Origin of the sequence: Rhizobium sp. CSW-27 (assembly GCF_018760785.1) — a bacterium.
Lineage (GTDB): Bacteria > Pseudomonadota > Alphaproteobacteria > Rhizobiales > Rhizobiaceae > Neorhizobium.
On record NZ_JAHHZO010000010.1, the window covers coordinates 131907 to 156278 of the forward strand.

Consider the following 24372-nt stretch of genomic DNA (forward strand, 5'->3'; position numbering starts at 1 on the left):
GTGTCCTTGCTCTCGTTTGCCGTCATTGGATCACCAGCTCCGCCTGCAGCGCGCCGGCCGATTTGATGCCCTGCAGGATGGCGATGATGCCGTCGGGCTTCACGCCGATGCTGTTGAGGCCGGCGACAAGGCTGCGCAGGTCTGGACCGTTCAGGATCGCGACATTGCTGCCTTCCTTCATCACGCTGATGTCGGTCTGCGGCTGCACGGCGGTCACGCCGTTGGAAAAGGGCTCCGGCTGCACGATCTGCGGGGTTTCCGTCACCTGCACGGTCAGCGTTCCATAGCTGACGGCCACGCGCGAAACCTTGACGTCGGCGCCGATGACAATCGTGCCGGTGCGCTCGTTGACCACCACCTTGGCCGGCGTGTCCGTCTCGACCACGAGGTTCTCGATCTCGGCCATCAGGCGCGCCAGATCGGCCATCTTCGGCTTCTGGACGATCACCTCCTGCGAATCGCGCGGCTCGGCAATCGGCCCGCCATAGCGCTGGCCGGCGAAGTTGTTGACGATGTCGGCAATGCGCACGGCCGTCGAAAAGTCCGGATTGCGCAGCTGCAGCACCAGGTTCACCGCATCCTTGAACTTCGAGGGCAGCTCCCGCTCGATGATGGCGCCGTTCGGCACGCGGCCGGTGGTCGTGACGCCTTCGGTGACGGAGGCCGCCTGGCCCTGTGCCGAGAAGCCGGAAACGACGACCGACCCCTGCGCCACCGCATAGATCTGGCCATCGGCGCCGGTGAGCGAGGTCATGATCAGCGTTCCACCACGCAGCGAGGTGGAATCGCCAAGCGAGCTGACGGTCACGTCGAGCCGGCTGCCGGGGCTGGCGAAGGGCGGCAGGCTGGCCGTTACCATCACCGCCGCGGTGTTCTTCGAACTGGACTGACCGCCCTGCGTGGAAATGCCGAGATTCTGCAGCATGGCGCGCATGGACTGTTCGGTAAACGGCGAGGAGCGCAGGCTGTCACCCGTGCCCTGCAGGCCGACGATGAGGCCGTAGCCGATCAGTTGGTTGTCTCGCCCGGCCTGCAGCGAGGCGATGTCCTTGATGCGCGCCGCATCGGCGCGGGCAACGCCCGCCAGCGGCAGGGCGGCGAGAAGTGAAAGGCCGGCGGCCAACAGGAACTGCTTGATCATTTTGCCATCACCTGCACGGAGCCATCGCCCATCACGGTGCCCGATACGGTCACCCCGGAATCAAGATTGCGCACCCGGATCACATCGCCGACCGAGGCATTCTCGAGCGGCGTTCCGGAGGCGGAGATCACAAGGCTGCCCACGGCGAAGGTCAGGCGCACGGTGGTGCCGCGCTTGACGGCGAAGGGCTGGCGCAGCGCGCTGACCTGGATGGTCCGGCCGGGCAGCAGGGTCCTCTGGCTGATCATGCCGGCAACCTCGTCGATGCGCGTGGCATAGCCGCCGGCCAGATTGGGATTCGTCACCTCGACTTCCTTCAGGGCGGCAGGCGAGATTTCCTGGCCGGGATAGATGATCTGCGTGGGCACGACGGCAACACCCATGTCGGCCCATGCGCTGCCGGCCACCAGTCCGGCAGCCAGCAGGAGGCAGGCCGCCAGTGCGCCCCTGCCCTTGCTGTGTGTCCGGCGAAACATCATGTCTGCCACCCCTTTCCGCTTACTTGAGGTTCTTGCTGACGATCGAGGCCATCTCGTCTGCGGTGGTGATCACCTTGGAGTTCATCTCATAGGCGCGCTGGGCGGAGATGAGGTCGGTGATCTCCTTGACGGCATCGACGTTGGAGGCTTCCAGATAACCCTGCTTCAGATAGCCGAAGCCCGGATCTTCCGGTGCGGCGACAATTGCCTCGCCGGAGGCCGCCGTCTGCTGGAACAGGTTGTCGCCGAGCGGCTTCAGGCCGGCCTCGTTGACGAAGTTGGCGATGGTCAGCTGGCCGATCTCGGTGAAATCGGTATCTGTGCCGATGCGCACGCTCACCTGGCCGGTCCGGCTGATCACGGTTTCGGTGACATTGGCGGGGAAGGTGATGTTGGGCACGACGGCATAGCCGTCGATCGTGACCAGCTGGCCATCGGCATTGGTGTTGAAGGCCCCGGCGCGGCTGTAGAGCGTGGTGCCGTCCGGCGACTGGACCTGGAACCAGCCGCGGCCGACCACCGCGACGTCCAGATCGTTTTCGGTCTGGGTCAGCTGGCCCTGGGTGTGGATGTTGCGCACCGCGGAGGTCTGCACGCCGAGACCGATATTGGCGCCTTCCGGCACGATTGCCTGGTTGGCACGGTTGGGCACGCCCTGCGCCCGCTCGGTCTGGTAGAGCAGATCGGCAAACTCGGCGCGGGCCCGCTTGTAGCCGGTGGTGTTGATGTTGGCGATGTTGTTCGCGATGACCTCAAGATTGGTCTGCTGGGCATCCATGCCCGTCGCGGCGACGGAAAGCGCTCTCATGTCTTCGTCCTCAAGCCGTTAAATCTGCATTTTCGTGATTTCGAGATAGGCGTTGACGATCTTGTCGCGGAACGCGATGGCGGTCTGCAGCGACTGTTCCGCCTGCATCACGGCATCGACCACCTCGCGGGTATTGGCCTTGCCCTGAATGCCCTCGAACGACTTGACTTCCGCCTGCTTCAGGCTGTTGGCGGCATCGGAGGCCATGTTGCCCATGACGCTGGCAAAGCTCATCGCCTGGCTGGCGGCTTCGGAGGCCTGACCCATCAGGGGCGAGCCCGAGACGAGGTCGGTGGCGGCGGAGCCGATTCCGCGGGTCAGCGAAAGGGCACTGGCGGACTGGACATTCTCAATCATTGGGAAGCCTTCAGGAGATCGATCGTCGCGGAAACGAGTTCGCGCGTCTGCTTGATGGTCTGGAGATTGGCGTCGTAGGTGCGGTTTGCTTCCCGTAGGTCCGCCATCTCGATGAGCATGTTGACGTTCGGCATCTTGACCATGCCGCGCTCGTCGGCGGCCGGGTTGCCGGGGTCGTATTCCTCGACGAACTTCGTCTGGTCGGTGCCGAGCTTCTTGACGCTGACGACTTCAGCGCCGGAGGCCTTGTCCAGTTCGGCACCGAAGGTGATCGTCTTGCGGCGATAGGGATCGGCGCCCGGCGTATCTCCGGTGGAGCGCGCATTGGCGATGTTTTCCGAAACGATGCGCAGGCGCGTTGCCTGCGCCTCCAGGCCGGAACTTGCAATTTTCGAAGCGGCTGAAAGCGGATCCATGTCGGGACTACCTCTTCACTGTCATCAACATCATGCGATGGAAGGACTTCACCAGATTGGTGCTCAACTCGTACTGGCGCTTGATTTCGCCGGTCTTGGAGAGTTCCTGGGAGAGCGAGACCGTGTTGCCGGATTCCTGCACGCCAATCTCGTTGTTGAGCTCCTCCTCCTCAACGTTCACGTCGATGCGGCTGCTGACGGTGTTGCCGGACAGGTGGCCGGGCTGGGTGCGGGCCATGGTCAGGCCGGAGGCGTTGAGGACGGCGGCGAAGGGCGTCACGTCCTTCGCCTTGTAGTGCGGCGTACTGGCATTGGCGATGTTGCCGGCAACGACTTCCTGGCGCACCGACAGCCATTCGGCTTGGCGCGATGCCAGATCGAACAATTGGATGGGTTGCATGGCTTCTCTCCATTTTCTGAGCAAAGCCTAGACCCGTAATCTTGCGTCAGACTTACGGACCGTCCTCAGCGGCCAGATGTCGCCGCTTCGTCGTAGACGGCCCCGGTCGAGGTGACGATCACCCAACTGCCGTCGCGCTGCTCGATGCTGGCAAGGCGGCTGTTGTCGGGCAGGATCGAGCCGACGCGGACCATGTACATGCCGGCCTGGTCCTGGATGAGGGCGCGGCCGTTGGCGACATGCATCAGCCGGAAGCTGCCTGCGCCCGGAAAGGGCTGCTCCTCGCGCTGCAGGCGCTCGCTGCCGCTTTCGCGGCCGGTGGAGGAAACGGTCGCCGTCGTCAGGCTGTCGATCGGGTCGATCGGCACCTGCGGCGGCGTGGTGGTCGTGTCGTTGTCGACCATGGCGAGAGGCGAAACGCTGAAGACCGGGCGTGGCGGGCCTTCCGGCAGATCCCGCGTCCAGCCGATCGGCGAGGTGCGAATGCCGAACTTGTCCTCGTTGAAGAAGACGTACCAGGGAAAGGCGGCCGAGGCGACCGCCAGCAGGATGCCGGTTCCGGCAAGAAGCCGGTCGCCGAGCGAGGTGGTTCTTGGCGGTTCCGGATGGTGCGGGGTGGATTCGTCCTCGAAATCCTGCATGGGACTAGCCTTTCTGTCGCATGCCGCCGGCCGGCTGGGCGGCGCCCGCCCTCAGCGCCGTTGCGAGATCCGCATAGGCGTCGGCCGCCGGCTTTTCGCCGGGTGTCTGCTTCAGCACGTCATAGATGATCGGAACCTGCTTGATGGCCATGTCGAGATCCGGATCGCTGCCGGTTCGATAACCGCCGATCAGGCGCAGGTCGCGGGTTTCCTCGAAGCGGTGGATCAGGGCCTTCAGTCGCGAAACCAGCTTTTCCTGGTCGCCCGTCCAGGCCTTGCGGGCAAGGCGCGAGATCGACGACAGCGGATTGACCGGCGGATAGCGCCCCTCCTCCGCCAGGCTGCGCTCCAGCACGATATGGCCGTCGAGGATACCGCGGGCGGAATCGGCGATCGGATCGTTGTGATTGTCGCCGTCGACCAGAATGGAAATGATCGCGGTGATCGTGCCCGTGCCCTCCGCGCCCGGACCGCAACGTTCCAGAAGACGCGGCAGCTCCGTGAAGACGGAGGCGGGATAGCCGCGTGCGACCGGCGGCTCGCCGGAGGCAACCGCCACCTCGCGGATGGCATGCGCAAAGCGGGTCACGCTGTCGGCGATGAAAAGGACGTTTTCCCCCCTGTCTCGGAAATGCTCGGCAATGGTGATGCCGACGAGCGGCGCCATCTTGCGCAGCATCGGGCTTTCGTCGCTGGTCGCCACCACGGCGATGGATTTCGCCATGTTGTCGCCGAGCGTGTCCTCGATGAATTCGCGCACTTCGCGGCCGCGTTCGCCGACAAGCGAGATGACCACCTTGTCGAAGGCGTCCGCGCGCGCCAGCATCGACAGAAGCGTCGACTTGCCGACGCCCGAACCGGCGAAGATGCCCAGGCGCTGGCCGAGGCACAGCGGAGCGAAGATATCGATGGCGCGCACACCGGTGCGAAAACCGGTCTCGACGCGCCGGCGCGTCATGGATGGCGGCGCGGTATTTGCAATCGACCGTTTCGCGGGGCCGTTGCGCAAGGGGCCCTTGCCGTCGATCGGCTCGCCGAGCGCGTTGATCGTGCGGCCACACCAGCTGTCGTCGGGGGCAACCCGGAAGGCCCCCTTGCGGATCACCACGTCGCCGATGCCGATCGGCTCGCCCGGCTCGATCGGGCAGACATAGACCAGATCCGGCTCGACGCGCACCACCTCGCCGAGATGGATGCCGGTCGGGCTGCGATGGGCGACGAACTCGCCGAGGCGCACATGCCGGGAGAGGCCGGACACCGTATAGTGACCGGCCGCGATGGTGCGCACCCGTCCGCCGGGCGCGATGGCGATCGCCGGATCGGCAAAGCGCCGCACCAGATCCGCCATGTGGGACAGCTTGCTGCCGGCTGCCGGCTCGGCCGGATTGATTTCCATGTCCTATCCTTCAGCCGGTCAGCGCGAGCCGCCGAGGGTCTTGATCGCCTCGCCGAAACTCTGCTCGGTATCGCGCATCAGCGCCGAGATGCCTTCGAAGGCGCGGTTGACCTGAATGAGCTGCGTCATCTGGCCGATGCCGTTGACATTGGACTGTTCGAGATAGCCCTGGGCCACGCCGACATCGAAGCTGTCGACCACCGGCTGCGGCTGATCGACCGGGATCACGCCGGAATTCTCGTAGCGCAGATAGCCCTTGGAGATATCGGCGGTGAACATGCCGAGCGTGGCGACCGGGTTGCCGTCCTGCAGGATGCGCCCGTCGGCCCCCACCTGCGGCGGGCCGCCGGCACGATTGAGCTGGATCGGCGCGCCGCCGGCATCCAGCACCGGATAGCCCTGCAGCGAGACGAGTTCGCCGGTCTCCTTCATGGTGAAGCGTCCGTCGCGGGTCAGCACCTGGCCGGCCGGCGTGTCGATCGCGAACCAGGCGTCACCCTTGACGGCGAAATCCAGCGGATTGCCGGTCTGCTCCAGCGCACCGCTGCGGGTGGACAGATAGTCGTTGCCCTGCGACACGAAGGCCACCTTGGCGTTCAGTTCGTTGCGAGTGTTGCTCAACACCTCGTCGAACTTGACTTCGGTCGCGCGAAAGCCGACCGTGTTCATGTTGGCCATGTTGTCGGCAATCGTGTTCAGCCGCCGCTCGAGCGCGATCTGCGACGAGATGCCCACATACAATCCGGACTGCATGTCATCTGCCTCCGTGTCACTTAACCAGTCGATGCGAAGGCATGGCCCATGATGGGCACCCCTCCGCCAGGATGAAGAGGGGACGATGCATCCCCCATGACCAGACCCTTAGGACGGCAGACTTGCGCGAAGCTGTTTGGCGCGGGCGCTCCCTTCAGGAGTGCCAAGCCCAGCCTCACGCAAGCCACGCCCTCTATTCCGACACCTGTTACAACGACGGCACAGGCACGCGATGACCATCATTATCGGATTCGTAATCACACTTGGCTGCGTGCTCGGCGGCTACATGGCGATGGGCGGCCACCTGGACGTTCTCGTGCAGCCGTTCGAGCTCGTGATCATCGGCGGCGCCGGCATCGGCGCCTTCGTCATGGCCAATCCCATGAAGACGGTGAAGGATGCCGGCAAGGCGCTGGGCGAGGCCTTCAAGTATGCCGTCCCCAAGGAACGCAACTATCTCGACGTGCTCGGCGTGCTCTATTCGCTGATGCGCGACCTGCGCACCAAGTCGCGCAACGAGATCGAGGCGCATATCGACAATCCCGAGGAATCGACCATCTTCCAGCAGGCGCCGACCGTGCTGAAGAACAAGGAGCTGACCTCCTTCATCTGTGACTATGTCCGCCTCATCATCATCGGCAATGCCCGCAGCCACGAGATCGAGGCGCTGATGGACGAGGAAATCGAGACCATCCTGCACGACAAGATGAAATCCTACGACGCCATGGTGACCATGGGCGACTCCTTCCCCGCCATCGGCATCGTCGCGGCCGTTCTCGGCGTCATCAAGGCCATGGGCAAGATCAACGAATCGCCGGAAGTGCTGGGCGGCCTGATCGGCGCGGCCCTCGTCGGCACCATGCTCGGCATCTTCCTGTCCTATTGCGTGGTCAGCCCGCTCTGCTCGCAGATCAAGATCGTCCGCCACAAGCAGCACCGGCTCTACATCGTCGTGAAGCAGACGCTGATCGCCTACATGAACGGTTCGGTGCCGCAGGTGGCGCTGGAGTACGGCCGCAAGACCATTTCCGGCTACGAGCGTCCGTCGATCGACGCGGTCGAGCAGGAGATGATGAATCCCGGCGGCGGCGGCGAAAGCAAGGCGGCCTGATCCATGAGCGACAAAGAGAACAGTATCCCGCGCATCGATCACGCGCTTCTTGCCAAGCTGACCAACGGGCTCGGCGACCACAAGACGGTCGAGAAGATCTGCAGCGATTTCGGCCAGCTCTACTCGGTCTTCCTGCCGGACGTCTTCCACAGCGAGACCGGTATCGGCATCGAGGTTTCCTATGTCGGCTTCCAGTCCGGACTGATGCGCGACCTGATCGCCGAACTCGGCGACACGGTTTCCTTCAGCGACGGCCAGCTGCGCAACTGGTGTCCGAATTTCGTGCTGGCCTGCGGCAACGGCTTCGTCATCGCGATGATGGAGCGCATGCTGGGAGCGGAAGAGAACATGGTGGAGCAGCCGCCGGAGCGTCCGCTTTCCGACATAGAGCTTGACCTGGCCACCATGGTCTTCGAGCGCGTGGCCAGTGTGCTGCGTTCAGGCGTCAATGCGGCGGGCGGCTTCGAAGCGCTTCTGGAGCGTCCCCACAATGCCGGCGACCGGCCGGCGCCGGATCCGGAAGCACCGCTGGAATATGGCGCGACGATCCGGCTGGCGGTCGATCTCGGCAAGGTCACCTCGGAAATCGCCCTGATCATTCCCCAGCGCGCGCTACTGAAGACCAAGGTCGTCGTGCCGAAGCCGAAGGGTCAGGTGGCCAAGAACCGGCAGGAGTGGCACGACAAGCTGGTCGAGCAGGTCCACCGTTCCCAGGTGACGCTGGAGGCCCGCATCCGCCTGCAGAGCCTGGCGCTGCAGACCATTTCGCGCCTGGCCGTCGGCGACGTCATTCCCTTCGAGGACAAGGGCGACGTGAAGGTGCAGGTACGGGCCAACGGCAAGGACATGTACAACTGCGAATTCGGTCGCTCGGGAGAGCGATACACGGTGCGGGTGAAGGACAATGTCAGCACCGAGGACGAGCTTCTGCGACATCTGATCGGCTAATTCACGACCGCCCGTTCTGCAGCGCACAAATGGGCAGCCTGACGCAAGTTTCAACAGGAATAATGTTTCCATGGCTACGAAGAAGACACCCGCTACCGAAGAGGATGCTTTCCCGCCCGTCGGCAACGAGGCGGAGCTCGACCAGGCAATCGACGACCTGCGTGGCGTGCTGAAGGCGGATTCGAATGGAGCAGCGAGCGATTTCGGCGCGGAATTCGGTTCCGAGTTCAGCGCCGGCGACACGGCGAGCCCCGCCTCCGATTTTGGCGGCGGCCTCGACATGGGCTCCGATTTCGGAGGCCCGGACCTTGGCGCCTCCCCCTTCGGCGGCGGCGACCTCGGCAATGACTTCGGCGGCGGCGATTTCGGCGGCGCAGGCTTCGGCAGCGGTGCCACGGCCGGAACGCAGGAGCCGGGCAGCGCGCTGAATGCCAATCTCGACCTGATCATGGATATTCCGATCACGGTCGAGATCGTACTCGGCACGAGCCGCATGCAGGTTTCCGGCCTGATGGGTCTCGAGGAAGGCGCGATCATCGCGCTCGACAAGAAGATCGGCGAGCCGGTGGAAATCACGGTGAACGGACGGCGTATCGCCAAGGGCGAGATCACCGTTCTGGAAAATGACGATACGCGCTTCGGCGTGAAGCTGACGGAAGTCTTGAGCACAAAGAAAGTCTGATCCCGGATGGGACAGTGAGGGAAGACCATGATGGACTTTGACGATTTCGGAAGCGCCGTCTCCACGAAACCGTTATCCCAAGCTGAGAAAGCCGCTGCCGTCCTTCTTGCGATGGGCAAGGGGGTGGCCGGAAAGCTGTTGAAATATTTCACCCAGGGCGAGTTGCAGACGATCATTGCGGCCGCCCAGACGCTGCGTGAAATCCCCCCGGACGAACTCCTGCAGCTCGTCAACGAGTTCGAGGACCTGTTCACCGAGGGTGCCGGCCTGATGGACAATGCCAAGGCCATCGAGAGCATTCTCGAGGAAGGCCTGACGCCGGAGGAGGTCGATGGCCTGCTCGGCCGCCGCACCGCCTTCCAGGCCTACGAGACCTCGATCTGGGACCGCCTGCAGGATGCCGATCCGGAATTCGTCGGCAGGTTCCTGCAGCGCGAGCATCCGCAGACCATCGCCTACATCCTCTCCATGCTGCCCTCCGCCTTCGGTGCGAAGCTGCTGCTGCAGCTGCCCGACAGCCGCCGCGCCGACATCATGAACCGTACGGTCAACATGAAGGATGTCAGCCCCAAGGCGGCGCAGATCATCGAGAACCGGGTGATGGAACTCATCCAGCTGATCGAGGCCGAGCGCAATTCGAACGGCTCCAACAAGGTTGCCGAACTGATGAACGAGCTGGAAAAGCCGCAGGTCGATACCCTGCTCAGCTCGCTGGAGACGATCAGCAAGGAATCGGTCAACAAGGTTCGTCCGAAGATCTTCCTGTTCGAGGATCTTCTGGCCATGCCGCAGCGCAGCCGCGTGCTGCTGCTGAACGACATCGCCGCCGACATCCTGACCATGGCGCTGCGCGGCGCCCCGGCCGACATCAAGGAAGCCGTCCTGTCGGCGATCAGCCCGCGCCAGCGCCGCATGATCGAATCGGATCTGGGCGCCACCAACGTCGCCATCAATCCGCGCGAGGTGGCGATTGCCCGCCGCGCCGTGGCACAGGAAGCCATCCGTCTGGCCAATGCCGGCCAGATACAGCTGAAGGAAGCCGCAGCCGAGGGCGACAAGCCCGCCGAAGCCGCTGCCTGACGACGACCGGGGGCCCGCAGGGCCCCCGGCAGGCCGGACCATGAAGGGACGGCGCGACCGCAACGATCCGACGCGGCAACAGCCGCCTGACGCAGGGATGATGCCTTGTCCGAGGATAAAGACAGTAAGACAGAAAGCCCGACTCACAAGAAACTGCGGGACGCCGCGGACAAGGGCAATGTGGCATTCTCCAAGGAGGCGACGCTGTTTGCGTCGTCTCTTGCGTTTTACTTCTACGTCATCTTCTTCCTGCCGGAAGGGACCGCCTCGCTCGGGGAGACGCTGAAGGACCTGTTCGAGAAGCCCGAGCAGTGGCAGCTGGAAACCTCCACCGACGTCGTCTCGATCGGCCTGCACATCGCCTGGGCCTCGGCCGGCTTCCTGGCGCCGGCCTTTCTGCTGTTCTGCCTGTTCGGCATTGCCTCTTCCGTGCTGCAGAACATGCCCTCGCCCGTGCTGGAACGGGTGCGGCCGCAGATGTCGCGCGTGTCGCTGGCCAAGGGCTTCAGCCGCATCTTCTCCATTCCCGGCATGGTGGAATTCGGCAAGTCGCTGTTCAAGATCATCCTGGTCGGCATCGTGATGTATGTCGCCATGCGCAGCGATTTCCTGCACGCGATCGACGCGATGTTCTCCGACCCGCTGGCCATCCCGACCATGCTCTATGCATCGCTGAAGAAGATGATGGTCATCATCCTGCTGGCGACCGCCACGCTGGCGGTGATCGACTTCTTCTGGACAAGGCACCACTGGTACAGCGAACTGAAGATGACCAAGCAGGAGGTCAAGGACGAGAACAAGCAGGCGCAGGGCGACCCGGTGGTCAAGTCGCGCCAGCGTTCGCTGATGCGCAGCCGCGCCCGCAACCGCATGATGAAGAACGTGCCGCGCGCCACCCTCGTCATCGCCAACCCCACCCATTATGCGGTTGCGCTGCGCTATGTGCGCGAGGAAAGCGACGCGCCGGTGGTGCTGGCCAAGGGAACCGACCTCGTGGCGCTGAAAATCCGCGAACTGGCCGAGGAGGCCGGCATTCCCGTGTTCGAAGATCCCCCGCTTGCCCGCTCCATGTTTGCGCAAGTCTCGGTCGATAGTGTCATTCCACCGGTCTTTTACAAGGCCGTGGCAGAACTGATCCACCGGGTTTACGCCTCGCGGTCGCCCAAGCAACGGATGCACTAGAGCACATGAGAAAATGCAACCACTCGTTAGAAAGAGAAAAGATCCTGGCGCATGCGATCAATCCGGTGGCGACGGAATTACGGCTCCTCGATGCGGGGGACCTGATTTCGCTCCTGCGGCTCGAGCGCTATGGCAGCATCGCGGATCTGGTATCCTCGGCCGCTGAACTCTATTTTCATCCGGGCACCGTCAACTTCGGTGCGGGCGGCGAATACCGCCTCGAATGGAACGGGCCGCCGCAGATCGTCCTCGACCTGGAAATCAAGCCGCGCGGTGTTTCCGTCTACGCCCGCCTGACCCTGACCGACCAGACGGCCGGCATCGAGATCGATCACATCAGCTTCCAGACGCCCTCCGACGACCCGCAGGAAAACACCGCCTTCCTGTCGCGCAGCCTGCATGACGCACGCTTCGTCCGCCAGCCCGACACGCTCGCCGGCTGACATCCAAGCTCATCGAAAGACAGACGAAGATTACTGGATATACCCCAGGCGGATCGCCTTGGCGATCGCCTGGATCCGGTTGACCGAATCGAGCTTGATCGTCGCCGAGCCGAGATAGGCATTGACGGTGTGCACCGAAAGCCCCAGTTTTTCGGCGATTTCTTCACTGATCTGGCCGTCGCCGGCCAGTTGCAGGCAGGCGATTTCGCGCTCGCTCAGGGTTTCGGAGGGCACGGCCCGGCGCTCGTCCAGCGCCAGCAGGTCCATCATGATCTGGCAGCTGCGCACATGCTGGTCGATCACCGTATCGCTGGACAGATCGAGCGCGGCACCGCTGAAGGCGACATAGCCGTTGCCCACGGCTCCGAGCCTGACGGGAAAGGCAATGCCCGCATAGGGCATGCTGTGCAGGTTGACGTGGCGGATCAGCGGCGACGGTTCCTCGGCGACGGTATCGGTCCTGCGCGGCTCGTCCGGCCCAGGCCAGCTCATCGGCAGCAGCGACATGTCGATATGATGGATCAGCGTCTCGCCGAAGGCCTCGATCAGGGCATTGGTGTTCTCGGCGGCGGCCGCGCCCCAGTTGTCCAGTTCGCAGACGAGCTTGCGCTTGTTGGGCAGCCCGGCACCTGCGATGCGGAACACGGCGAAATGGCTCGCCCGCATGCTTTTCAGCATTCCCACGAGCTTTGGGAAGATATCCGAGCGGCTGGCTGCGCGCTGAACGCGAAGATACTGCATTCCCGCCTCCGGCTCTCCTCCCGTTGTTCGCGAGTAGCCCATTCAGCCTTCCCTAGACAAGGTTGTTGCGTACGGCATAGGCAATCGCCTCCGAGCGCGTCTTGGTCGCGGTCTTGCGCATGACGCTGGTGATATAGTTGTTGATGGTGTTGCGCGAGATGCCGAGGATGACGGCGATCTCGTCGCTGGTCTTGCCCTCGGCGATCCAGAACAGGCATTCCAGTTCGCGGTCGGTCAGTTCGAAATCACGCTCGATGCGGGCATTCTGCGTGTCGCCGAGGCTGAGGGCATAGCCTGCCAGCAGCCCGACCTCGCGCAGCCGGTCCTGCGACAGGATGATGCCCTCCAGAAACAGAAGCATCACCGAAAAGCGCGTGCGGCCGGCACAGAAGGTCAGCGCGCAGTACTGGCGGCTGATATCGTCCGAGAGGCTCGGATCGTCGGGCAGCAGCGCAAATTGCGGCGTCAGCAGCGACAGACACTTCTCCACCTCGGTGGAGCGGGAATAGCCGCGCGCCAGTTCCGCGCCGAGGCGCCGCACCAGATCGAAGGGCCAGTTGGAGGCCACCACGAAATCGAGCCCCTGCTCCTGGATCAGGTCGTAGCGGGCGAGCAGGTAATGCGAGGCGCCGACATAATCGGACAGGATGCGCATGGCGGCCTGGATATTGCCGGAGGCTCCGGCAAGGGCGAGGCGCCTGAGGACCTGCTCTCGCAGCAACGTTCTTGGCGGACTGGCCTCAACGAAATGCCGTCCTTCCAATGTAGTCTCTGCGCTCCGCAACTCCATTCCGCATCAACTCCCTTCGAGGGAAAAACTCGCTACGCGCATGTCACATCTGCACGACAACGTCATTCACGCCCATCGATCCGATTCCGTTGTTCGCATGTTTTCAAAGGCCCACCCGAATCATGGCCATTTTAGGAACCTGCCACGGAATTGCCATAACGCGTTTCGGTTTTCCTAAGAAGCTTGGTAACATGTGCACCTTCACATGCAATCATACGTTACGGGATAAGTCTAATATAAGCAAAAGGCCGGCAATGCCGGCCCCTGTCATCACGAAAACGTGATCGTCGATCCTGTTCAGGCCGCCCGGTCCACAGCCCACTTGCGCAGGATCTTGGCGGCGCGTTCCTCGCTGATTTCCACCATGCGGGCCAGCCGCTTCTCCGGGCCTTCCTTCACGCGGCGGTTGAAACCGCCATTCGGATCGTCCTCGGCGCCGAACAGGTCGGACGAGCCGTCGAAGCCGAAATCCGAGCCGAAGCCGTCCATGAGGGCCGGGCTTGCGCCGCCTGGCGAGAAGTCCGGCAGTTCGAGGCCGGCACTCTCGGTGGCCGTCTCGCCGGCGACCGGGGCAGCCCCGCCGACGCTGCGCACCACCGGACGGATGCCGAGCCAGACGACCAGGAAGGCAACCGCGACGAAGGCGAGCGAATTGATGATGCCGCCCATGTTGCGCATCAGGATCTCTGAGAAGCCGGGGCCTGCGGCCGCCTCATCGAGAAGCTGGGTTTCCAGGAAGTCCATCGCCGTGACGGTGACCACGTCGCCGCGCGCCGGATCAATGCCTGCGGCCGTTGCCACGATCTTCTGCATCTCGGCGAGATAGGCGTCGATCTTGGCCTGGTCGGCCGGCTCGCCGACCATCTTGGCGATGCGCCCGCGATTGACCACGACGGCGACCGACAGTTTCTCGATCTTGTAGCCGTTGCGGGTGGTGGCGGTGGTCTTCTGGTTGATCTCGTAGTTGGTCTGCTCTTCCTTCTTGTCCGACTGGTCGGAGGATTCCGGTCCGTTGGCACCACCGGGCTGGGGGGCTGCCTGCGGAATGTTCTGCTCCACCGTTGCGGCCGAATCCGACTGGCGCTGCTGCGATTTCTGCACCTCCTTCGTCACTTTCACCGAACGTTCCACGCGCGATTCCGGATCGTAGACGACCTCCTGCACCTGCTGGGTGTCGAGGTTGAGCAGAGCCGTGGCACTGGCGCGGAAATTGTCCATGCCGAGGAAGGGAGCGAGCGCCTTGTCGATATTGCTTTCGAGTTCCTGCTGGACGGACTGCACGACATTCAGCGAGCGGCTGGCGGAACTGTTGCCCGCCTCGTCGCCGGCGGCGAGCAGCTGCCCGGTCGAATCGAGAATCGTCACATCGTCCACCTCGAGGCCCGGCACGGCGGCGGCCACCAGATGGCGGATGGAGGTGGCGGCCTTGCGGCCGGTGTCGTTGCCGGCGCGGATCATCACCGAGGCCGTCGGCTTCTGGCCGGCGCGCCGGAAATTGCCGACATCCGGCATCACGATATGGACGCGGGCGGCCGATACGCCGCTGATCTGCTGGATGGAGCGGGAAATCTCGCCTTCCAGGGCGCGCACGCGCGTCACTTCCTGCATGAAGGAGGTCAGGCCGAGCGAGCCGACATTGTCGAAGAGTTCATAGCCGGCATTGCTGCTGCTCGGCAGGCCGCGCTCGGCAAGCAGCAGCCTGGCCTTGCTGGTCATCCCGACCGGCACCTGAATGCTCGACCCGTCCTGCCCGACTTCGAAATTGATGCCCGCTTCGGCAAGCGCCACGCTGACCTGGTTCAGATCCGAGGGCTCCAGCCCCACATACAGCGCTTCATAGGATGGCTTGTTGACGAACAGTGCCGCCGCGATCACGATCGCCATGGACAAGACACTGACACCGGCCAGCGTCAGCAGCTTGGTCTGCCCCAGCGATCCCAAATTCTTAAAGATTTGTGTGAATTGAGCTAACAGATTCATTCTGTTCCCGCACCGTCAAAAAGGATTAAAGAGCCCTTTGCCCAGCCGCAACATAAGGAGCGAAGCTTGTGCGAGCATTTCGCTGCGGCGGTTTGACGGTGTTTGCCCGAAGCCGGTGACCGGCGTCAGAACAGATCGAAGTCCCCGGCGGTCTTGCTGAGCGGCTGCGAATGGCCGTGGCGCAGCCCCTGGCTCAGCGCCTTGTGCATGTCGGCCAGCTTGACGAGGCTGAGGGCCGTCGACACATCGACGGTCCATTCGTCGGGGATCGTGCTGGTGATCGTGTCAATGTATTCGGCCAGACCGCGCGTCTTCTGCACGGCCAGGTCGATCCCCTGCAGCACCTTCATGCTGTCGGGCGACTGCAGCACCGCCGCGCCGCCGACCTCCAGAAGTTGCGGCTCCACCCGTTCGATCAGATAGGCCACGTCGTGCAGTTCCGAGACGATCCGCATCAGCACGTCGGGGAGCTTTTCGTCGAGCAAGCCGGGTGGCTTCGAATAGATATCGGTCATTGCTTCCTCGATCAGAAAAACTCGATTGAACTCTCGACGGGCTTTGCCGGACGCGCGGGACGCTGTTCCAGCGCCACCGTCTTCTGCGTTTCGGCGCCGGTCAGGGGATAGGTGCGCGCCCGTCCGCTTGCCGGCCAGTATTCCAGCTTCCGACCGAATTCCCCGCCCACGGAGGAACCGACGATCTTGATGCCTTCGTCGCGCAGGAACTGCGTGGCGAAGGCCGAGTTCTGCTCGCCCACATTGGAGAAGCTCGCAATGGTCTTCGCGCCTCCGAAGATCTTGGCTTCCAGACGCTCGCGCCGCCCGCCTCGCTTCAGGATGCCGTTGATCAGAAGTTCCATCAGGTGGACGCCGTACCGGGACATGTCCCCGCCCGACATTCCTCCGGGACCGGTTCCCGGCAGGAGGAAGTGGTTCATCCCACCCACTCCGGCCACCGGATCCCTCAGGCACGCAGCCACGCAGGAGCCCAGGATCGTCGTGATGACGGCATTGGGTTCATCCGTTACCTTATATTCGCCCTGGATAATATTTATCCGCTTGGCTGCGGCCATTTCATTCATTTAAGCGCTCCGAACACTGCCTCGATGGCAGCTTTCATCTTTTCGATCGTGAATGGCTTTGCGAGCACGTTGTTCGCGCCCAGTTGCGCCGCCTTCTGCACCAGCGCACGGTCGCCCTGGGCGGTGAGGATGATGAAGGCGGCCTTTTTGGTGGCCGGGTTGGTGCGCACCGCCTGAAGAAGGCCCAGTCCGTCCATCTTCGGCATGTTGAAGTCGGAGATCACCAGATGATGCGGCTGCTCGGCCATGATCTTCATGCCCTGCTCGCCATCGCCTGCGGCCGTGATCTGCTTGAACCCGAGCTGCGTCAGGGCGTCGCTGAGCAGCAACCGGCTCGTCACCTGATCATCCACGATCAGAACTTTGATTTTTTCAGCGAGAGACATTTATTCGGTACCTTCTTTTCGGGCAGCGGTTAATTTCAAGATTTCTTCTCCGATCGCACCGAGCGGCAACTGCTGCTCGACGGCTCCTATGTCATGCGCGACCCGGGGCATGCCGTAGACGACGCATGTCTTTTCGTTCTGCCCAATGGTGCGCGCGCCCGCATTGCGCATCTTGAGCAGGCCCGAGGCGCCGTCCCGGCCCATGCCGGTCAGGATCACCCCGACAGCATTCCGACCGGCCAGGTCCGCCACCGATTCGAACAGGACGTCCACCGAAGGTCGGTGCCCGTTGACGGGATCGCGTTCGACGAGCCGGCAGCTTGGCGCGGAGGGATTGACGATCTGAAGGTGCCGTTCGCCACCGGGTGCCAGGTAGATCTTGCCGATCTCCAGCCTTGCACCATCGGTCGCTTCCTGCACCACAGGAGCGCAGATACGATTAAGCCTTTCTGCGAAACTTTTCGTAAACGTGGGCGGCATGTGCTGCGTAATGACAGTCGGTGGGCAGTTTCTGGGGAATTTCTGCAACACCGCGATCAGCGCCTCCACGCCGCCCGTGGAAGAACCGATCGCCACGACCTTGCGGCCGACGCGATACTCCGCCGTCGGGGCAAGCGCCGGCTGCGGAGCCGTGACCATGCGGCCGCGCTTGGAGCGGGCCGCGGCCTTGACCTTTTCGGCAAGATCGAAGAACGGGCGGGCATCGCCCGGCACCGGCTTGCTGACGCAATCGAAGGCACCGATTTCGAGCGCGGCCAGCGTCGCATTTGCGCCCTGATGCGTCATGGTCGAGACCATGATCACCGGCATGGGCCGCAGGCGCATGATCTTTTCCAGAAATTCCAGCCCGTTCATGTTGGGCATCTCGATGTCGAGCGTCACCACATCCGGGTTCAGCTGCTTGATCGCGGCACGGGCCTCGTGCGCATCGCCGGCCTGGCCGACGACGCTGACTTCCGGATCCGAATTGAGAACGGCGGTGATCAGCCCGCGCATGGTGGGCGAATCATCGACAACGAGCACTCTTGCCGGCATGGTCATGCAGTCCTCCCCGCGCTTTTGCCAGTATAGCGGTAGGTGGTTATCCCTATGTTGTCGAAGAGGTTCTTTGCCTCTCCCGTGACCCGTTCGGAATGGCCGATGTAGAGATGGCCCCCGACGGGAAAGAGCTGCGCGAAGCGCGACCAGATCTTCGTCTGTGTCGGCTCGTCGAAATAGATCACCACGTTGCGGCAGAAGATCACGTCGAAATTGCCCTTGAACGGCCACTGGGCCATCAGGTTCAGCTCGTTGTAGGTGATCAGCTTCTTGACGCGGTCATCGATCTGGAACTTGCGCCGGCCGCCGGCATCCACCTCGCGGAAATACTGCTTGCGCATGGCCGGCGTCACCGTTTCCAGCGCATTCTCGTCATAGATGCCGGCCCTTGCCTGCGCCAGGATCTTGGGATCGATATCGGTGGCGAGGATGCGGAAATCGTAATCGACGGCATTCGGCAGCAGCGACATGACGGTCAGTGCGATCGAATAGGGCTCCTGCCCGTCCGAACAGGCCGCCGACCAGATGCGCACGCGCCCGCCCGCCTTTGCCCGGGCGATCAGCCCCGGCAGGACCTCGTCGCGCAGGTGATCGAAGTGATGGTTCTCCCGAAAGAAACGGGTGAAGTTCGTCGTCAGGTGCGACAGCATCTCGCGCCGTGCCTGCGCCCCTTCCGGGGAGGAAACCAGCGCACAATATTCGCGAAAGCCCCTCAGGCCCAGATTGCGGATATGCTTCGACAGGCGCGAATAGACCAGCGACGCCTTGGTGTCGTTCAGATAGATGCCCGCATCGGAATAGATCATGGCCGCGATCTCCGTCAGATCGCGCCGGGTCAGCGGATATTCGCCGCTGGCAAGGACCTCATCCGGAGACTGTCTGCTATCGAGAACGCCGGTGGCCTTCATGCTACTTCGCTTTCGGTATCGGGGAAGAGCGCATCCAGCTCGATCAGGCAGATCATCCGCTTGTCGATCGCAAGGATGCCACGGGCATACTGCTTCTCCAGGTCGGACGACACTTCCGGAACAGGTTGAATGTTTTCGTCGGTGACGGTGAGGATGTCGGATACCGCTTCCACGAGAAGCCCTACGACACGGTTCTTGACCTGCGCCACGATGATGACGTGGCGCGGGGTCGGTTCGGCACGGCGCATTCCAAGGCGGGCAGACAGGTCGATGATCGGCAGTACGGCGCCGCGGAGGTTGATCACCCCCATCACATAGGACGGTGAATGGGGAAGCCCGGTGGCTTTCGTCCAACCGCGGATTTCCCTGACCGACATGATGTTGACGCAAAATTCCTGGTCTCCGATCCGGAAGGCAATGAGCTCCCGGCTTCCCTGAGCAAGATTTTTCACGGCGTACGACATACTCTACAACCCGTCACTTAACCCGTTGCTGCCAAAGACATGTCCGATTTCATTCCCGTGTCCTGCCGGAGCGACTGACCGCGGGAGGCTGCAACGACGGCGTCCACGTCGAGAATGAGCGCGACGCGGCCATCGCCCAGAATGGTGGCGGCGGCGATGCCCGGAACATGCGTGTAGTTCGCCTCGAGCGACTTGATCACCACCTGCCGCTGGCCCTGGATCGCATCGACCATCAGCGCACGCTGGCCGCCGCCTTCCGATTCCACCAGCAGCGCGACGCCTTCGACCGGATTCGCCTGGCTGGAGCGGAAGTTCAGGATGCGGCCCACATCGACAAGCGGGCAGAAGGAATTGCGGATGGAGATAAGCCGCTGGTTGGCGCCGAAGGAATGGATGGCGGAGGCTTCGGGCTGCAGCGTCTCGACGATTGCCGTCAGCGGCACGACCAGCGTCTGACCGGCCACCGTGACCACCATGCCGTCGAGGACGGCAAGCGTCAGCGGCAGGCTCATGGTGAAGGTCGAGCCGTTGCCCGGGCGCGAGCTGATGGAGATGCGGCCGCCGAGCGCCTGGATCGAGCGCTTCACGACGTCCATGCCCACACCGCGGCCGGAAATGTCGGAGATCTTGTCGGCGGTCGAGAAGCCCGGCATGAAGATCAGGTTGTCGATTTCCTCGTCCGTCAGGTTGGAGTCCGCCGGGATCAGATCCTTGTCGATGGCCTTCTGCTTGACCTTCTCGCGGTTGATGCCGGCGCCGTCATCCGACAATTCGATGACGATGCGGCCGGAGCGATGCTTGGCGGTCAGCTTGACCGTGCCTTCCGGGTTCTTGCCGGCGGCCTCGCGCCGTTCCGGGCTTTCGATGCCGTGGTCGACGGCATTGCGGATCATGTGGGTCAGCGGCTCGGCCAGCTTGTCGATGACCGTCTTGTCCACTTCGGTGTTTTCACCTTCCGTGACGAGGCGGATCGACTTGCCGACCATGTCGGCCACTTCGCGGACGATACGCGACATGCGCTGGAAGACGGGCTTCACCGGCTGGGCGCGGATGGCCATCACCGAGTCCTGGATCTCGCGGGTGAGCTGCTGCAGTTCCTCGAGGCCCATGTTGATCGACGAGGTGCCGGTCGTGTCGTTCTCGATGACGCTCTGCGAGAGCATCGCCTGGTTGATGACAAGCTCGCCGACGAGGTTGATCAGGCGATCGACGCGGTCGAGATCGACGCGGATTGTCTGGCCGGCGCTGTTGGCGGCATTGGCCGCATTGGCGGCATTGGCGGCGGCAGCCGCAGCAGCGGCGGCGGCCTGGCTTTCCTTCTTCTCGACCCTGGCCGCAGCGGCGGCCATCTTGGTCACGTTGCTGGCCGTCTCGGCAGCGGCAATCGCCTGGGCTGCGGCTTCGGCTGCCCCGGCGTCATCGCCGTCCTCATCGGAGGCTCCGTCGTCGAGGATCGACAGGTCGAAGGGAACCGGCACCATCGGCAGTTCCTCGGCGGAGCTTTCGGCCAGTTTCACGTCGAGGTCGCAATCCCATTCGGCAAATTCGAAAACGGTGCGGATGTCCTGCTCGGCCTTGGCGGTCTTCACCTGGATCGTCCAGGTGAAATAGGCCTCTTCCGGATCCATCTTGTCGAAGGCCGGCAGCTGGTCCATGTCGCAGTTGATGCTCATCTCGCCGACGCGCGACAGGTCGCGCAGCAAGAGCGCCGCCTCGTTGCCCTTGGCATAGAGTTCACGGCGCGGCTTGAACGTCACTTCGAAGGTGGAAAGATCCTCGGCCGGCTCGTCGGCGCCGAAGCCCTCGAAGGTGAAGGGAATGGGCTGGAAGCCGCTCTCGTCGGTCGGGGCCGGTGCGGCGGCGGCGGCAGGTGCCGGCGCGGCAGCCTTGGCCGGAGCCGGCTTCGGCGTTTCGACGGCTGCGCCGCCGGACGGCATCTCGCCGCGGGCGAGCGCTTCGAGTTCCTTGAGCAGGCCGCGGGTGCGCGATTCCTCGACGCTGCCGCCATCCCGGGAGGCACTCACCAGGTCGGCCAGAACGTCGGCCGACCTCAACATCACTTTCAGGACATCCTGCGTGGGTTCGAGCTTGTTGGAGCGAACGCAATCGAGCGTCGTCTCGAACACGTGGGCGAACGAAACCAGGTCATCAAGCCCGAATGCGCCGGCACCGCCCTTGATCGAATGGACGGCGCGGAAGACGGCATTCACCGTTTCCGGGTCACGGTCGCCATCATTGAGCTTGAGAAGACCAGATTCCAGTTCCGCGAGCTGCTCCTCGCACTCCTGGAAGAAGATCTCTTTGATTTCGTTCATATCCATCGCAGGAATTCCCGGTTCAGGCGGTTACACGCTCGATCGCATCAATCAGTTTTGCCGGATCGAAGGGCTTGACGATCCAGCCCGTGGCCCCGGCCTGGCGCGCACGGTTCTTCTTTTCCGCATCGCTTTCGGTGGTCAAAACGAGGATCGGCACCGCGCGATAACGCTCGTTGCGGCGCACGCCCTCGATGAAGCCGAAGCCATCGAGACGCGGCATGTTGATGTCGGTCACGATGACATCGGGGTTGCACTCTTCCAGAACCTCGAGGCCCTCGACGCCGTCTTCGGCCTGGATGGTCTCGAAGCCGGCATTGTTCAAGGTGACCAGAAGCATGTTCCGGATCGTCCTTGAATCGTCGACGGTAAGTACTTTCTTTTTCACTGCTGAATCTCCTTAGCGAGCAGATGATCTATATTGATGCCGATAAGCTGCATGGTCTTGCGGAAGGCGTCCGAGACTTTCTCGAACACGAATTGTTTCTTGTCCTCCTCCCAGGCGTTGGCTGCCGCCATCAGCACCTGCACGCACTGCACACCGACGCGGTCGACGCCTGACGCGTCGATCGACAGATCGTTGCCCCGCATGCTGCTCAACTGGCCGTGCAATACGGAGGCCTCGTTGAGATCCAGGACTGAGACCAGCTTCAGGCTTCCCGTCTCTGCTTTCCCGCTCGCCATCGCTTCATTCCTCATCGTTGTCGCCACACCCCCGGGGCATCCCGAGGCTGGTATTGTCATTTCCGGCCGTGCCCCTGCGGGAGCGCTACCGGGCAAGGCCCGCAAACTGCGGGGTCAGAAACAGTCCACCGGGCGCGGTCAAGCCGTCGCCCGTCTCTCCCGGATCCAGCGCTGCGGTCGCCGCGCCCTCCTGCACCTTCGGCTGCCAGACGCGCTGACCGCTGTCGCTTTCGCGTGCGATGCGGAACTCGCGGACCGTGCGGCCAAGTTCTATGATGACGGTGCGCAGCTCGTCGCTGCCTTCGGCGGTGCGCTCTGCCTGCCCGGCTGCAGACGACAGGCGGCCGTCGAGCGCCGCCACGTCGCCGGCCACGCGCTTCAGGCAGGTCGCCTGGTCGTCGGTCGCCCGGGCAATGCCGGCGATCGCCGCATTGATGCCGGCCACCTGCGCGACGATGCCGCCGATGGCATCCTGCGTGCGGTGCACCATCTTCACGCCCGCATCCACCTGTGCCTTGGTGCCGGTGACCAGCTGCTTGATTTCGCGGGCGGCCTCGGCGGAACGCTGGGCCAGCACACGCACTTCCTGCGCGACAACGGCAAAGCCCCGCCCGGAATCGCCCGCACGCGCCGCCTCGATGCCGGCATTCAGCGCCAGCAGATTGGTCTGGAAGGCAATCTCGTCGATCACCCCGATGATCTGGCCGATCTTTTCCGCTGACTGCTCGATGTCCGCCATGGCCGAAATCGCAAGACCGACCACCTCGCCGCTCTCCTCGGCGGAGCGGCGGGTCGCAAGGGCTGCCTGCTCGGCACTGGCACTTTCGTCGGCGCTCTGGCGCAACCGCTCGGCAAGCGCGGCCACCTCGGCCGCCGCCGCCGTCAGGTCCTCGGCATTGCGCCGGGCCATGGCCGCCGCCTCGCGGCCGTTTCGGCCCACCTGCTCGGCCAGCGCCTCTGCGCCGAGAACCCGCTCGGAGGCCGTGGCAATCGAGGCCGACATGGCCTCCAGCGCCTGGTTCAGCAAGGTGGCAAGCTCGCCATAGACATCGGGCCGCTCGTCGGCAATGCGGGCCGTCAGGTCGCGGTCGGCCAGACGTGCAACAACCGGCCCGAACAGGTCGTTGGCCTCGGCCTGATCACGGACACGCTGGGCGGCCAGCGTCTTCTGGTGCTTCTGGCGAATTTCGTTGATGCGCAGCGAAACCGCGATCTCCACGTCGACGAGGACGAGGCGGATGACCGCCCGCACCGCGTCGGCGATCTCGCGCTCACGCTTGCGCGCCGCCGGCAGCAGCAATTTCGAGGCCATCTGGTCGAGAAGACAGGAAACGAGGTTTTCCAGCATCACCGCATGGCCGGCGATGTGCCAGCGCGGATCGAGACCCATGCGGCCCTCCGCGTCGGAGAGAACCTTGACGCGCTCGGCATAGAGCGCATCGAAGCGCGCATCGGTCAGAACGCTCCAGTGCGAGGCCTGCAGATCGTGCAGCCGCTCCAGCTGATTGTCGCTATCGAAATGACGCATCGCGTCCGGCGAGGATTGCAGGCGGTGAAAGAAATCGCGCAATCCGTCCTTCAGGCAGGTTTCGAGCGCGGGTCGGAAACGACGCAGAAGCTCGCACGCCTCCGCATCCAGCCCTGCGAATGCAAGCCGGTCCCGCAGGCTGCCGGCCTGGGCCCTTCGCGCTTGATCCGATGGCATGTCCTGAGCCAAGGCCCGTCCCCAATTCCTGCCGCTGCCCGCAGGCAGCATCAAACCCCTCGTCGGCGGCTGCAGGCACCGTGCCGTCAGCCACCCATGCGAAAGCCACAGACGAAAAGCCGGCCGGAAACGGCCGTGCGTCATCGCCCTGAGGCAACCAGGGAACCTTGCTCGTGCGGATCGCAGGCACCGCGACCCTCTTCGGGGCCGACACGGCATGCGCTCCCGTCCACGACCGGACGTCTTCCTGGATAGAATGTGGAAAGTGATACCGGATCGGAACCGGTACGGCGGGGCGGCGTCATGCCTGAAAGGGAGATGTCGGGATCGTCCCATTTCGCCGTGTCAGAGTATTTGTATGGTTAATTCCTTGCCTGAAGGTTAATGGTGCAGCCCCTGCAACCGATTTCCTGCGGCAGGTTTTTCGGGAGGCCCCGCCAAGT

General features: G+C 63.5%; 28 protein-coding genes. 6 read left to right on the forward strand and 22 right to left on the reverse strand.

All coding sequences use genetic code 11. From position 1 onward, the window contains the following. Nucleotides 1-22: 22 nt before the first annotated feature. The 9 genes from KLP42_RS18745 to flgF form a co-directional block, all read right to left on the reverse strand. Entirely contained in the window at nucleotides 23-1141 is a 1119-nt protein-coding gene (locus KLP42_RS18745) for a flagellar basal body P-ring protein FlgI (protein WP_215568479.1), read from the reverse strand. Next, nucleotides 1138-1620, reverse strand: a complete 483-nt coding sequence (flgA, locus tag KLP42_RS18750; protein WP_215568480.1) for a flagellar basal body P-ring formation chaperone FlgA — start codon at nucleotides 1618-1620, stop codon at nucleotides 1138-1140. Before flgA ends, KLP42_RS18745 begins: the two co-directional genes overlap by 4 nt. A gap of 19 nt (nucleotides 1621-1639) precedes the next feature. Beyond that, complete coding sequence (gene flgG / locus KLP42_RS18755) at nucleotides 1640-2428, reverse strand: flagellar basal-body rod protein FlgG (RefSeq protein WP_215568481.1); 789 nt, start codon at nucleotides 2426-2428, stop codon at nucleotides 1640-1642. Nucleotides 2429-2446: 18 nt separating this feature from the next. Next, entirely contained in the window at nucleotides 2447-2785 is a 339-nt protein-coding gene (gene fliE, locus KLP42_RS18760; RefSeq protein WP_215568482.1) for a flagellar hook-basal body complex protein FliE, read from the reverse strand. Next, nucleotides 2782-3201: a flagellar basal body rod protein FlgC gene (gene flgC / locus KLP42_RS18765; RefSeq protein ID WP_215568483.1), complete on the reverse strand. Its 420-nt coding sequence runs from the start codon at nucleotides 3199-3201 to the stop codon at nucleotides 2782-2784. The genes fliE and flgC overlap by 4 nt, the downstream gene beginning before the upstream one ends. A 7-nt stretch (nucleotides 3202-3208) precedes the next feature. Next, nucleotides 3209-3601, reverse strand: coding sequence for a flagellar basal body rod protein FlgB (flgB, locus tag KLP42_RS18770; RefSeq protein WP_215568484.1), 393 nt, complete (start codon nucleotides 3599-3601; stop codon nucleotides 3209-3211). Nucleotides 3602-3666: 65 nt separating this feature from the next. Continuing rightward, nucleotides 3667-4242 (reverse strand): flagellar protein, encoded by a 576-nt coding sequence (locus KLP42_RS18775; protein ID WP_215568485.1) that lies wholly within the window; start codon nucleotides 4240-4242, stop codon nucleotides 3667-3669. 4 nt (nucleotides 4243-4246) lie between these two features. Continuing rightward, complete coding sequence (fliI, locus tag KLP42_RS18780) at nucleotides 4247-5590, reverse strand: flagellar protein export ATPase FliI (RefSeq protein ID WP_502941320.1); 1344 nt, start codon at nucleotides 5588-5590, stop codon at nucleotides 4247-4249. Nucleotides 5591-5656: 66 nt separating this feature from the next. Beyond that, on the reverse strand, nucleotides 5657-6391 hold the full coding sequence (flgF, locus tag KLP42_RS18785) for a flagellar basal-body rod protein FlgF (protein ID WP_215568487.1): 735 nt from the start codon (nucleotides 6389-6391) through the stop codon (nucleotides 5657-5659). A 232-nt stretch (nucleotides 6392-6623) separates the two neighbouring features. On the opposite strand from flgF, the gene motA reads away from it, so the two are divergent. The 6 genes from motA to KLP42_RS18815 all read left to right on the forward strand — a co-directional run bounded on the left by motA (nucleotide 6624) and on the right by KLP42_RS18815 (nucleotide 11837). Beyond that, on the forward strand, nucleotides 6624-7502 hold the full coding sequence (gene motA, locus KLP42_RS18790) for a flagellar motor stator protein MotA (RefSeq protein ID WP_215568488.1): 879 nt from the start codon (nucleotides 6624-6626) through the stop codon (nucleotides 7500-7502). A gap of 3 nt (nucleotides 7503-7505) precedes the next feature. Beyond that, complete coding sequence (locus KLP42_RS18795) at nucleotides 7506-8450, forward strand: FliM/FliN family flagellar motor switch protein (RefSeq protein ID WP_215568489.1); 945 nt, start codon at nucleotides 7506-7508, stop codon at nucleotides 8448-8450. Nucleotides 8451-8520: 70 nt separating this feature from the next. Then, on the forward strand, nucleotides 8521-9132 hold the full coding sequence (fliN, locus tag KLP42_RS18800) for a flagellar motor switch protein FliN (RefSeq protein ID WP_215568490.1): 612 nt from the start codon (nucleotides 8521-8523) through the stop codon (nucleotides 9130-9132). Between the two features lie 27 nt (nucleotides 9133-9159). Further along, the gene (fliG, locus tag KLP42_RS18805) at nucleotides 9160-10212 is read left to right on the forward strand and encodes a flagellar motor switch protein FliG (RefSeq protein ID WP_215568491.1); all 1053 of its coding nucleotides are present in this window, start codon (nucleotides 9160-9162) and stop codon (nucleotides 10210-10212) included. A 105-nt stretch (nucleotides 10213-10317) separates the two neighbouring features. Further along, nucleotides 10318-11394, forward strand: coding sequence for a flagellar biosynthesis protein FlhB (gene flhB / locus KLP42_RS18810; RefSeq protein WP_215568492.1), 1077 nt, complete (start codon nucleotides 10318-10320; stop codon nucleotides 11392-11394). Nucleotides 11395-11399: 5 nt separating this feature from the next. Next, nucleotides 11400-11837, forward strand: a complete 438-nt coding sequence (locus KLP42_RS18815; protein ID WP_215568493.1) for a BspJ family T4SS effector nucleomodulin — start codon at nucleotides 11400-11402, stop codon at nucleotides 11835-11837. Between the two features lie 30 nt (nucleotides 11838-11867). Here KLP42_RS18815 and visR read toward each other — a convergent pair whose 3' ends face one another. From visR to KLP42_RS18880, 13 genes are all read right to left on the reverse strand, one after another. Then, the gene (gene visR, locus KLP42_RS18820; RefSeq protein ID WP_502941317.1) at nucleotides 11868-12620 is read right to left on the reverse strand and encodes a transcriptional regulator VisR; all 753 of its coding nucleotides are present in this window, start codon (nucleotides 12618-12620) and stop codon (nucleotides 11868-11870) included. 10 nt (nucleotides 12621-12630) lie between these two features. Continuing rightward, the gene (visN, locus tag KLP42_RS18825) at nucleotides 12631-13368 is read right to left on the reverse strand and encodes a transcriptional regulator VisN (RefSeq protein WP_215568495.1); all 738 of its coding nucleotides are present in this window, start codon (nucleotides 13366-13368) and stop codon (nucleotides 12631-12633) included. Between the two features lie 297 nt (nucleotides 13369-13665). Next, on the reverse strand, nucleotides 13666-15348 hold the full coding sequence (gene fliF, locus KLP42_RS18830) for a flagellar basal-body MS-ring/collar protein FliF (protein WP_215568496.1): 1683 nt from the start codon (nucleotides 15346-15348) through the stop codon (nucleotides 13666-13668). A 125-nt stretch (nucleotides 15349-15473) separates the two neighbouring features. Next, nucleotides 15474-15863, reverse strand: coding sequence for a chemotaxis protein CheT (cheT, locus tag KLP42_RS18835; protein WP_215568497.1), 390 nt, complete (start codon nucleotides 15861-15863; stop codon nucleotides 15474-15476). An 11-nt stretch (nucleotides 15864-15874) separates the two neighbouring features. Further along, nucleotides 15875-16429 carry a chemoreceptor glutamine deamidase CheD gene (cheD, locus tag KLP42_RS18840; RefSeq protein ID WP_215568498.1) on the reverse strand — a complete coding sequence of 185 codons (555 nt, stop codon included), beginning with the start codon at nucleotides 16427-16429 and terminating at the stop codon, nucleotides 15875-15877. Then, the gene (locus KLP42_RS18845; RefSeq protein ID WP_137132554.1) at nucleotides 16426-16815 is read right to left on the reverse strand and encodes a response regulator; all 390 of its coding nucleotides are present in this window, start codon (nucleotides 16813-16815) and stop codon (nucleotides 16426-16428) included. The genes cheD and KLP42_RS18845 overlap by 4 nt, the downstream gene beginning before the upstream one ends. Beyond that, nucleotides 16816-17856: a protein-glutamate O-methylesterase CheB gene (gene cheB, locus KLP42_RS18850; protein ID WP_215568499.1), complete on the reverse strand. Its 1041-nt coding sequence runs from the start codon at nucleotides 17854-17856 to the stop codon at nucleotides 16816-16818. Continuing rightward, nucleotides 17853-18761 carry a protein-glutamate O-methyltransferase CheR gene (gene cheR, locus KLP42_RS18855; protein ID WP_215568500.1) on the reverse strand — a complete coding sequence of 303 codons (909 nt, stop codon included), beginning with the start codon at nucleotides 18759-18761 and terminating at the stop codon, nucleotides 17853-17855. Before cheR ends, cheB begins: the two co-directional genes overlap by 4 nt. Continuing rightward, nucleotides 18758-19225 carry a chemotaxis protein CheW gene (locus KLP42_RS18860; RefSeq protein WP_215568501.1) on the reverse strand — a complete coding sequence of 156 codons (468 nt, stop codon included), beginning with the start codon at nucleotides 19223-19225 and terminating at the stop codon, nucleotides 18758-18760. The genes cheR and KLP42_RS18860 overlap by 4 nt, the downstream gene beginning before the upstream one ends. A gap of 17 nt (nucleotides 19226-19242) precedes the next feature. Beyond that, nucleotides 19243-21546 (reverse strand): chemotaxis protein CheA, encoded by a 2304-nt coding sequence (locus KLP42_RS18865; RefSeq protein ID WP_215568502.1) that lies wholly within the window; start codon nucleotides 21544-21546, stop codon nucleotides 19243-19245. A 16-nt stretch (nucleotides 21547-21562) separates the two neighbouring features. Next, a complete protein-coding gene (gene cheY1 / locus KLP42_RS18870) occupies nucleotides 21563-21928 on the reverse strand; it encodes a chemotaxis response regulator CheY1 (RefSeq protein WP_062555331.1) in 366 nt (121 codons plus the stop codon). Beyond that, a complete protein-coding gene (locus KLP42_RS18875; RefSeq protein ID WP_215568503.1) occupies nucleotides 21925-22224 on the reverse strand; it encodes an STAS domain-containing protein in 300 nt (99 codons plus the stop codon). The genes cheY1 and KLP42_RS18875 overlap by 4 nt, the downstream gene beginning before the upstream one ends. An 85-nt stretch (nucleotides 22225-22309) precedes the next feature. Next, the gene (locus tag KLP42_RS18880) at nucleotides 22310-23929 is read right to left on the reverse strand and encodes a globin-coupled sensor protein (RefSeq protein ID WP_215568504.1); all 1620 of its coding nucleotides are present in this window, start codon (nucleotides 23927-23929) and stop codon (nucleotides 22310-22312) included. Between the last annotated feature and the right edge of the window lie 443 nt (nucleotides 23930-24372).

What these genes read in the sequence shown, in the direction of transcription:
- KLP42_RS18745 (WP_215568479.1), bottom strand. Translation starts at nt 1,141, where the DNA reads ATGATCAAGCAGTTCCTGTTGGCCGCCGGCCTTTCACTTCTCGCCGCC.
- flgA (WP_215568480.1), bottom strand. Translation starts at nt 1,620, where the DNA reads ATGATGTTTCGCCGGACACACAGCAAGGGCAGGGGCGCACTGGCGGCC.
- flgG (WP_215568481.1), bottom strand. Translation starts at nt 2,428, where the DNA reads ATGAGAGCGCTTTCCGTCGCCGCGACGGGCATGGATGCCCAGCAGACC.
- fliE (WP_215568482.1), bottom strand. Translation starts at nt 2,785, where the DNA reads ATGATTGAGAATGTCCAGTCCGCCAGTGCCCTTTCGCTGACCCGCGGA.
- flgC (WP_215568483.1), bottom strand. Translation starts at nt 3,201, where the DNA reads ATGGATCCGCTTTCAGCCGCTTCGAAAATTGCAAGTTCCGGCCTGGAG.
- flgB (WP_215568484.1), bottom strand. Translation starts at nt 3,601, where the DNA reads ATGCAACCCATCCAATTGTTCGATCTGGCATCGCGCCAAGCCGAATGG.
- KLP42_RS18775 (WP_215568485.1), bottom strand. Translation starts at nt 4,242, where the DNA reads ATGCAGGATTTCGAGGACGAATCCACCCCGCACCATCCGGAACCGCCA.
- fliI (WP_502941320.1), bottom strand. Translation starts at nt 5,590, where the DNA reads ATGGCGGATCTGGTGCGGCGCTTTGCCGATCCGGCGATCGCCATCGCG.
- flgF (WP_215568487.1), bottom strand. Translation starts at nt 6,391, where the DNA reads ATGCAGTCCGGATTGTATGTGGGCATCTCGTCGCAGATCGCGCTCGAG.
- motA (WP_215568488.1), top strand. Translation starts at nt 6,624, where the DNA reads ATGACCATCATTATCGGATTCGTAATCACACTTGGCTGCGTGCTCGGC.
- KLP42_RS18795 (WP_215568489.1), top strand. Translation starts at nt 7,506, where the DNA reads ATGAGCGACAAAGAGAACAGTATCCCGCGCATCGATCACGCGCTTCTT.
- fliN (WP_215568490.1), top strand. Translation starts at nt 8,521, where the DNA reads ATGGCTACGAAGAAGACACCCGCTACCGAAGAGGATGCTTTCCCGCCC.
- fliG (WP_215568491.1), top strand. Translation starts at nt 9,160, where the DNA reads ATGATGGACTTTGACGATTTCGGAAGCGCCGTCTCCACGAAACCGTTA.
- KLP42_RS18815 (WP_215568493.1), top strand. Translation starts at nt 11,400, where the DNA reads ATGAGAAAATGCAACCACTCGTTAGAAAGAGAAAAGATCCTGGCGCAT.
- visR (WP_502941317.1), bottom strand. Translation starts at nt 12,620, where the DNA reads ATGGGCTACTCGCGAACAACGGGAGGAGAGCCGGAGGCGGGAATGCAG.
- visN (WP_215568495.1), bottom strand. Translation starts at nt 13,368, where the DNA reads ATGGAGTTGCGGAGCGCAGAGACTACATTGGAAGGACGGCATTTCGTT.
- fliF (WP_215568496.1), bottom strand. Translation starts at nt 15,348, where the DNA reads ATGAATCTGTTAGCTCAATTCACACAAATCTTTAAGAATTTGGGATCG.
- cheT (WP_215568497.1), bottom strand. Translation starts at nt 15,863, where the DNA reads ATGACCGATATCTATTCGAAGCCACCCGGCTTGCTCGACGAAAAGCTC.
- cheD (WP_215568498.1), bottom strand. Translation starts at nt 16,429, where the DNA reads ATGAATGAAATGGCCGCAGCCAAGCGGATAAATATTATCCAGGGCGAA.
- KLP42_RS18845 (WP_137132554.1), bottom strand. Translation starts at nt 16,815, where the DNA reads ATGTCTCTCGCTGAAAAAATCAAAGTTCTGATCGTGGATGATCAGGTG.
- cheB (WP_215568499.1), bottom strand. Translation starts at nt 17,856, where the DNA reads ATGACCATGCCGGCAAGAGTGCTCGTTGTCGATGATTCGCCCACCATG.
- cheR (WP_215568500.1), bottom strand. Translation starts at nt 18,761, where the DNA reads ATGAAGGCCACCGGCGTTCTCGATAGCAGACAGTCTCCGGATGAGGTC.
- KLP42_RS18860 (WP_215568501.1), bottom strand. Translation starts at nt 19,225, where the DNA reads ATGTCGTACGCCGTGAAAAATCTTGCTCAGGGAAGCCGGGAGCTCATT.
- KLP42_RS18865 (WP_215568502.1), bottom strand. Translation starts at nt 21,546, where the DNA reads ATGGATATGAACGAAATCAAAGAGATCTTCTTCCAGGAGTGCGAGGAG.
- KLP42_RS18875 (WP_215568503.1), bottom strand. Translation starts at nt 22,224, where the DNA reads ATGGCGAGCGGGAAAGCAGAGACGGGAAGCCTGAAGCTGGTCTCAGTC.
- KLP42_RS18880 (WP_215568504.1), bottom strand. Translation starts at nt 23,929, where the DNA reads ATGCCATCGGATCAAGCGCGAAGGGCCCAGGCCGGCAGCCTGCGGGAC.